6 protein-coding genes and 1 pseudogene are annotated in these 8,318 nt (G+C 47.4%); 2 read left to right on the forward strand and 5 right to left on the reverse strand.

Annotated elements, in window-relative coordinates; genetic code table 11:
- Positions 1-308: 308 nt before the first annotated feature.
- Entirely contained in the window at positions 309-1,235 is a 927-nt protein-coding gene (gene glsA, locus QT992_RS32255) for a glutaminase A (RefSeq protein ID WP_333342445.1), read from the reverse strand.
- A gap of 517 nt (positions 1,236-1,752) precedes the next feature.
- On the opposite strand from glsA, the gene QT992_RS32260 reads away from it, so the two are divergent.
- Positions 1,753-2,103, forward strand: a complete 351-nt coding sequence (locus QT992_RS32260) for a hypothetical protein (RefSeq protein WP_333321054.1) — start codon at positions 1,753-1,755, stop codon at positions 2,101-2,103.
- On the opposite strand, the gene QT992_RS32265 is transcribed toward QT992_RS32260, so the two are convergent.
- Positions 2,100-3,095 carry a YdcF family protein gene (locus tag QT992_RS32265; RefSeq protein WP_333321056.1) on the reverse strand — a complete coding sequence of 332 codons (996 nt, stop codon included), beginning with the start codon at positions 3,093-3,095 and terminating at the stop codon, positions 2,100-2,102. The two genes, QT992_RS32260 and QT992_RS32265, sit on opposite strands and share 4 nt — an antisense overlap.
- 353 nt (positions 3,096-3,448) lie before the next feature.
- Positions 3,449-4,936: a polyphosphate:AMP phosphotransferase gene (gene pap / locus QT992_RS32270; protein ID WP_333321058.1), complete on the reverse strand. Its 1,488-nt coding sequence runs from the start codon at positions 4,934-4,936 to the stop codon at positions 3,449-3,451.
- 749 nt (positions 4,937-5,685) lie between these two features.
- Between pap and QT992_RS32275 the strand changes: the two genes are divergently transcribed.
- Positions 5,686-6,645: a GNAT family N-acetyltransferase gene (locus tag QT992_RS32275; RefSeq protein ID WP_333321060.1), complete on the forward strand. Its 960-nt coding sequence runs from the start codon at positions 5,686-5,688 to the stop codon at positions 6,643-6,645.
- 141 nt (positions 6,646-6,786) lie between these two features.
- Here the strand turns inward: QT992_RS32275 and QT992_RS32280 are convergent, their stop codons facing one another.
- Positions 6,787-7,272, reverse strand: a complete 486-nt coding sequence (locus tag QT992_RS32280; protein WP_333342442.1) for a hypothetical protein — start codon at positions 7,270-7,272, stop codon at positions 6,787-6,789.
- A gap of 2 nt (positions 7,273-7,274) precedes the next feature.
- A pseudogene (locus QT992_RS32285) lies at positions 7,275-8,318 on the reverse strand (DUF4347 domain-containing protein); the annotation flags it as partial.

Below are 8,318 nucleotides of genomic sequence, written 5' to 3' on the forward strand. Positions count from 1 at the left end.
GCCTGATTGTCGGTATGATCGAATCAATGACGTGGCGATCGGCTAGCTCACTCTTTTAAGATACAAGGGGCGGGTTTTTCGACAATCTACGCCTCAAACAAATAATCTCAAAAACCCGCTCCCGCCCCACGGTAAATCGAAATATACATTTTTTTCAGGCGATCGCCCGTGTTGGTTGATGTAGATTATTAGCGGTGTGGCGGCGGGTTTATAAAGCTTGTTTGTACTGATTGGATATTGTCGTAAAACCCGCCCCTACGGAATTATATTGTTTCCCAATTCCAAATTCCAAATTCCAAATTCCCGATCTAATCAAATACGCTTAGCCGCAGAGTTTTAGCTATTTTTTCTAACAGAAATAAGCCACCGATAGAATTTCCGTCTTTATCCAGGGGCGGACTGTAAAAGCCGATCGCACCTTGGCCCGGAATTACCGACAGCATTGCCCCGCTAACTCCCGACTTAGCCGGCAGTCCCACCCGCAGCGCAAAGCGGCCGGATGCTTCATACAAACCGCAAGTCGCCATCAGTGCTTTGACAGTACGGCAGTTTTCCCCCATTGCTCGATCGCCAGTATTTACCAAAACCATCCCCAGCTTAGCTAAATCCTCTACAGTTCCAGAAAAACAGCAGATGCGATTGTAGGTTTCTAAAGCAATTTCGGGATTTTGAATGTAACCCGATTCTACCATTTTCAAGGCGAGATTCCAATTATTTTGATTCGGGTTTTCCTTAACTGAATCGAGCATTAACTCGTCAACAAATAACTGACTGTTTGCCTGTTGATTCAGCCAATCGAGCAAGTTTTGACAGCGCGACACAGCATTTTGACCGGGAATCAAAGACGCAAGGGCGATCGCCCCGCTATTAATCATCGGATTTCTCGGCTTCCCTTCGTCTATTTCGAGTTGAGTTAGGGAATTGAAAGGCAGTTGCGAAGGCTCGCAGCCAACGCAGTCAAATACCGTTTTTTCGCCGACTTCGCACAGCAAATAAAGCAGCACAAAAGGCTTGACTACACTCATCAGCGGGAATGTTTGAGCAATGCTACCCCAGCTCATAATTTGCGCGTCAATTGCCCGAATTTGCACGGCAAACCCTTGTCTGTCGGCTTGCGCTAGGAGAGGTATGTACGCAGGGATTTGACCGGATCTACTGCGATTAATTGCCTCTTTTGCCCAAGCTTCCAGTTGTTCGGGTTGCAGGCAAGATAGTTTGCTGGTGGATATTTTCACTCTCGATTATTTCGATCATTTTAAATTTTAGATTGGCATTCCTGGCGCGATATTGAGCCATAAGCCCCCTTTATTAACCGAATTGCGTCACTTGGGCCCGCTGCGGGAAGAAACTGGGTTTCTTCGGGGAGATAAGGCAAGCTCATAATTTGATGAAATTTTTGTGTGGTGTCCCGCCTGCCCGAAAAATACAACGCAAGATGCGGGACACCTTATTTAAGGCTGTTGACCTTTGGGCCCGCCGGGAGCAAATAAATTTTTCATAAAAAACCTGTACTCTGCATAAAAATCTCCCCTTCACCCGGATATATAAGTAGCAGCTTCAAGGCAACGCTGCTAGGCAAAACAAACAAGCACTAGCTGGAAATGCCTTCAGATTCTTATATTTAAGCCCCAGCAAGGGGCGGGGTGCATATTTAACTTAATTCTTTCAGAGTTCGCCAAATCCTGTCCGGAAAACCCCCGAACCTCTGAGAATGTACTATCCAACCGGATTCACCAAAACCAGGATAAAAAAATGGCAGAAGAAACGAAAGCAGCAGTAGCAGAAGCCCCGAAGCCAGCTCCGCTGACTTTTAAGGGTGTGTGCAGCGACGGAGTTCTCAAAGGCAAAGAAATTGAAGGCAAACTAGACATCAAAGTCAATGTTGAATCTGTCAAAGCGGCAGAAGCACCGCCCAAAAAATCCCAGTGGGAGCCAGTTATCTTTTGGGTATTGTTTGCATTTATGGCAAACTTGATTGTCGGCGACCCCGCCGGAATGAGAAAAAACAGCTCCCCACAAAGGTCTCATTCTCATCAGATGTTAAACCAATCTGGGGAGCAGTCGCTGTTGCCTAAGAAAAACACCAGCAACTTGCCACTTTAGGCTCTGGGAGCCTGCCAGCCGCGCAAATAGTAATAAAAAGACCCGAAATATTCATCGAATACTCGCGTCGTAGTTACCAAAGCTTCTGCACTAGGCAAAAAATCTCCCGCGTCTAAGCGGAGTCTACTGGATTTCCCTCCTGATGTGGGTTGAAAAGTGTAGAAGTCGGTAGCCCTAGGAATCACCTGGATTCCCATATTCGCAAAAGCGAGGCTGGCACGGCGCATCTGAATCGCAGATGTTACCAGGATTACTTTGCGCGGGGCGCCACGGGTGTCGAGTATCTTTCTCACCTCTTGGGCGCTGGTGCGTATGTTGCTGCCGTTATCGTCGAGAACGATACTGCTGCGCGGCACGCCCATGTTGTTTGCCAGCAAAGTCTCGATATCCTTAGCTTCGCCAACATAACCCTCCAACTCTGGTCTGGGGCCAGCGGTAACGATGACCATCGGTGCCACTTTTTGGCGGTACAAAACGGCTGCATAGGGCAGGCGATTGCCTGTATCTGTCAGTTGAATCGCTACTCGGTTGGGGATGTGAGGCTGAGTGGTTCCCTTGCCCAGCAGGACGATCGCCGCGGCAGTTTCATCGCAGCAAGCTGTGCGGACGGCTGCAGCGGCGTCCCGTTCTGCTTGCTCCGCGAACCAGTAAGCGACAACCGGCATACTCGAAAGGATCAAAACTAGCAGCGCTGCCAGGATCATTCTCGGCGCCGGGTTGCGGATGCCCCCGTTCGTGATCAGCGCCGATGCAATCACCAGCAGCGTGATGGAAAAACCCAGCGGCTTAAAGAAGAAGGCTATGAGCCCGAAAATCGCTGCTCCGACCGGGGTGTCTGGTGCAAAAAAAGCTAGGATCAAAAGGCTGATCAGCAGCAAAACGCGCAGCCGGTCTAATAAGGGATTGTCTTTGCCTCCTGATTGCTCCCACCACGATCTGAGCAGTGAGAACAGGAGGAATAGAAATAGAATGCGAGCTAACAGTTCTGGCATCTTGCAATATTCTGTGTCTTCATAATTTAGTAGGGAAGTGTGGAAACGAGCGCGACTTTAGCTGCGGGAGGAAACACGGGCATCGGTGGGTTTTTAACTTTCGCGAATAACGCAGTCCGATCGCATTTATCCTAATGCTCGCTTCCGGTCAGCTATCAACTATTGGTTGCAGGGTGAAACCCGCTACTTCCAGTCACAGATTGCTGACAGTTAATTGGTAATTGATAACTGGTAATGGTTGATTGATAATTGGTAATGAATCGATCGCAGGGAGGTGAAATTGGCAATTCAAGCCTGCTTTCTGCTGCCTGCTTTTTTTCCCCATTACCTGTTACCCATTCACCAATCCCAATTTATCGGCGCTTCAGTTGATTCCGAATTGCCTGCGTTACCGTTTGAATTACTTTAACACGAGCATAATACTTGTTATCGGCCGCAATTAGCGTCCAGGGAGCAAGCGGCGTGCTGGTGCGCTGAATCATTTGATTCACCGCCACTTCATAATAATTCCACTTTTGGCGATTCCGCCAATCTTCCTCGGTGAGTTTGTATTGTTTAAATGGATTGTTTTGCCGCTCTGTAAACCGCTTTAGCTGTTCGTCAGGACTGATGTGCAGCCAGAATTTAACTAAGACACAACCGAAACTGGTGAGTTGCTCCTCAAATTCGTTGATTTCCTGGTAAGCTCGGCGCCATTCGGGTTCGGTGGCAAATCCTTCGACTCGCTCGACCAGCACTCTACCATACCAACTACGATCGCAAATGCTGATTTTACCAGCCGTTGGCAGCCGCCGCCAGAACCGCCAGAGGTAGTGGTGCGCTTTTTCTTCGTCTGTCGGCACACCAAAGGCATTAGCGATGTAACTGCGGGGGTCTAGGATGTCCGTCAAGCGTTTGATGGCTCCTCCTTTGCCGGCGGCGTCCCAACCTTCAAACAGGACTAAGACGGGGATTTCCTCTTCGTAGATGCTTTGTTGCAGTTGGCCAAAACGGGTTTGTTCCTCGCGAAGTTGCTGTTTGTATTCGTCGGGCGACAGCGATTGAGTTAAATCTACTTGGGCCAGCAAGTCTGGTTCCGTGGGTTGCAAGCTTTCTTGAGGTGGCAATTTCACGGGTGCAGATTGCGTCGGCAGTCTGTCTAAGGCTTCTGTAATTGTCGCTGCCATTTGGGTCAAAACTTTGACTCTTGCCCACCGCTGACAATCGCCTTCTACTAGCGTCCAAGGTGCGGGGCCCGTGCCGGTTTGGGCTACCATTTCTTCGGCAAAAGTTGTGTATTCTTCGTATTTTTTGGCTTGTTTCCAATCTTCGGGTCGCACTCGCCAAGCTTGTAATGCGTCATCTTCTAGTTTTTTGAGCCGGTGCTTGAGCTCTTTTTTGCTGAGGTGAATCCAAAATTTGGCAATTGCGGCGCCGTCATCTACCATCTGCCGCTCGAAAGCGTTGATTTGCCTGATGACTGTCGGTACTTCTGCGTCGGAGACTCGATCGAACAACCGGTCTTCTAAAACATGAGTGTACCAACTGTGGTAGAAAAAACCAATTTTGCCACGGGCGGGGAGTTTCTGCCAAAACCGCCACAGGAAAGGATAGCCCCTTTCTGCATCTGACGGCGGCCAAATCGGGTGGACGGCAAACCCGCGCGGGTCCATGTACCCTACCATTTTTTTGACTAAAGCACCCTTGCCGGCGGCGGCCCAGCCTTCGAGGACAATGATTGCGGGCAATTTTTTTTCCCTGCAGGCCAGTTGGAGCGATCGCAACTGTTGCATTAAAATTTCTATCTTGGCATCGTAGGTTTCTTTATCCAGGGAAATATCTAAATCGAGGTTGTCGAGCATATTTACCTCATATTAATCTGTAAAAAACAGTTTAACGTTAGTTTAACGTTTGGATAAAATTAAATCCTCAACTCAGGGAAAAACGTTATAAAAATTACAGTTACGGCTGGTTGAAAGCCGGAGCGCTCCTGCAATCAAATGCCAGCCTCGTTCATACTAGCAAGATTCCCTCGATTTCCAACTTGCCAAAAAAAACAGCTCAGGTTATAGTTGAAATAGGGAACTTTTAAATAAGTTCAACTTCTCCCCTCCCCCGATCGGGCGAGTTAACAGGAGGAGCCAAAAATCCCTGAAAAAGGATTTCTTCTAAAAAGAGCAAAAGTAAAAATCAACTACCCGGTGGGGGTGACAACTTCTTTACTTAGCTGTAGAAACTTTATTCAAACAATAGTAGTTACTTAAGCACCAAGCTTGGTAACGAAAGAGAGCGCGACTCATCGACATCCAGCCATAAACTCCAATACAAAACTAGCCCAAAAAGGCAAACCAATTTTTATGATTGCGCTATAAGATAAAACCTGAAAGCCTGGGTGATATAAACAGGTTTCTGAGTTTTATCGACACCATTCTCAAATACTAAAAACAGTTTAGGTGCGGTCACGCGAACCCGCCCCACAAGAACATTTATTTCTTGTGGAACAGGCCGGAAAGCCTGTTACTGACATTTGTGCAAAATGTCTGAATTACTGTACTTGTTTGCCAATACCAACTAAGAGGAACAGTCCGAAATTACGGATTGCAAGTTTTTTATGAATATCTTGACAACACGCTCCTACAAGGGCGAAACTGACTGGTGCGCGATCGCAAATTTAATCGATGCTTGCGAAGCAGTGGATAGACTCGGCGAAGAAGTCTCTGCAACTGAACTCAAGCTAATACTTGATGCCCCCAAACTCGACCAAGCCCGTGACGTGCAGTTGTGGGAAGATGGTAATTACAAACTAATCGGTTTGTCACTCCTAGATATGCCCGATTCCCAGAATGAAATAGACGCTTCTCTCTGGTTTTACGTGCATCCAAATGTCCGTGGCGAAGGATTAGAAAAAGACATAATTAAGTGGGGAGAAAAGCGGCTGCGCCAAGTAGGAAAAGAACGCAATTTGCCCGCGAAATTGCGTACCTACAGCCGGGAGGACAAAACCGATGAGATGCCGCTGTTAGAAAAACAGGGCTTTGAGGTCGATCGCTATTTTTGGACAATGGCCCGATCCCTCGCCGAACCGATTCCCACACCCGAATTTCCCGCCGATTTTGAGCTGACACACGTATCAGGAGAAAAAGACATCCAACCCTGGGTAGAGATGTTCAACCAGTCATTTATCGATCACTGGAATCACCACGATTTAACTGCGGAAACCGTGCGCTACTGGATGCAAGACGCCAATTATCAGCCGGAATTAGATTTGATTGCTGTTTCGGGCGATCGCAAATTTGCAGCTTTCTGCGACTGTCAAATCAAACCCCAAAAAAACGCCCGCAGTGGCACAAAAGACGGTTGGATTGAATTGTTGGGTACGCGGCGCGACTTTCGGAAAATGGGTTTAGGAAAAGCGATGCTGCTGGCGGGTTTGCACTCCTTAAAAGCGGCGGGCGCAAACACAGCTAAACTCAGCGTCGATGCTGACAGTTTGACAGGGGCGACAAAGCTTTACAAATCAGTCGGTTTCCGCCCGATGGAAACTTGGATCGAGTGGGCTAAGACAGTGTAAATTCGTTAGGGTAGTCAGAAACCGGGTTTTTGCGAAAATACTGCGTTACAGCCTGCCGATTCGGTAAAAAACCCGGTTTCTTTGGTTTTTGAAGCGATCGCCCTTTTGTACTTAAGGGCGATCGTACTTTTCTCTCCTTCCCTAAACCAGCATGAAATTAGCCGATGTAATCGCATTGGCACTCACTCCAAGCATCACACCTAACTCCTCTCCTGTCAAGACATTTTTGATGAGAGTTCCCTGAGTATTTTGAGTGATTGCTAACTGACCAAAACTCAAACCTCCGCTTAATCCAATCAAGTCTTGACCCAGGGTAAAATCAGCGATGATCTCAAATCCTTGACCAGTTGTTAAGGCAAAGATATCGTTACCGCTACCTCCGATCAAACTATCATTTCCCAAATCTCCGTAAAGGATATCGTCGCCTTTACCACCAGTGAGAGTATCATTATCTTCCCCTCCATAAAGAGTATCATTTCCTTCGCACCCTCCCAGGATATCTGCTCCTTCGTCACCGTTGATTAAATCATTGCCTTCACCGCCGCAGCTCGGCTCAGAAACTAACAGCCAAACAGGGAGGCTTTCGCCTCCCTGTGATGACTTAGCGTATAGTGTCTTCGCCAGCAATCTTACAAGAAAGAGCTACTATTAAGAGCCGTTGGATTCAGATTATAAAGCACTCCCAAGTAGTCATTACCCGATTTAATCAGCGTTGATGCTACAGCATTTGTACCATCTAAGATGACATTAACTGACTCAAAAGTTAGTTGACTGAAAGTGGCACCAATCAACTTGATTTTATCGTCCGAAGTGAAGTCAGTAATCACATCAGCTTGAGAAGGGTTAGTAGCAGTATGTTGTAATACAAAGGTATCCTTTCCTGCACCACCGGTTAGTACATCGAAACCTCGATCGCCCCACAATGCATCATCCCCATTTCCACCAATCAAGACATCATTGTCCTTACCACCGCGTAAGAGATCATTACCCTCGCCACCAGTGAGAGTATCATTGCCATTATTTGCACTCAAGAAGTCATTCCCATTACCACCAGACAATTGATCAGATTTTTTCCCCCCAAACAAGTTATCGTTACCATTACCGCCATCAATGGTATCAGCGCCTTCGTTACCATAGATGGTGTCATTATCGCCACTTCCCGTCAAGTTATCATTACCTGATAACCCGAATATAGGTTGACCAAAGGCTGATTGTGGGATACTGGTGTCATCATTATCAGTCAGTAGATATTGGTTATCTACCACTTGATTTTGTGGGAAATTAGTTGGTTCGCCGCGATCGATATTATTGAATGGTGGTGTGTTAATTACGATCGCCGTGGGTGTCGGTGTTGGTGTTACTGATGGTGTTGGTGTTGGTGTTACTGATGGTGTTGGTGTTGGTGTTACTGATGGTGTTGGTGTTGGTGTTACTGATGGTATTACCGTTGGTGCTGGTATTACCGTTGGTGTTCCCGATGAAGTCGGTGTTGCCGATGAAGTCGGTGTTGCCGATGAAGTCGGTGTTGCCGATGAAGTCGGTGTTACCGTTGGTGCGGGTGTATTGACATTAACTTGGAAGACATCACTGATTGAGGCTTTCCCATCAGAAGCACTGACTTTTACCTTCAAATTCCCCAGATCCGCCGTTGCAGGTGTGCCACCAAAGATGCC

Source organism: Microcoleus sp. T3_D1 (assembly GCF_036700405.1).
In the GTDB taxonomy this organism is placed as follows: domain Bacteria; phylum Cyanobacteriota; class Cyanobacteriia; order Cyanobacteriales; family Microcoleaceae; genus Microcoleus.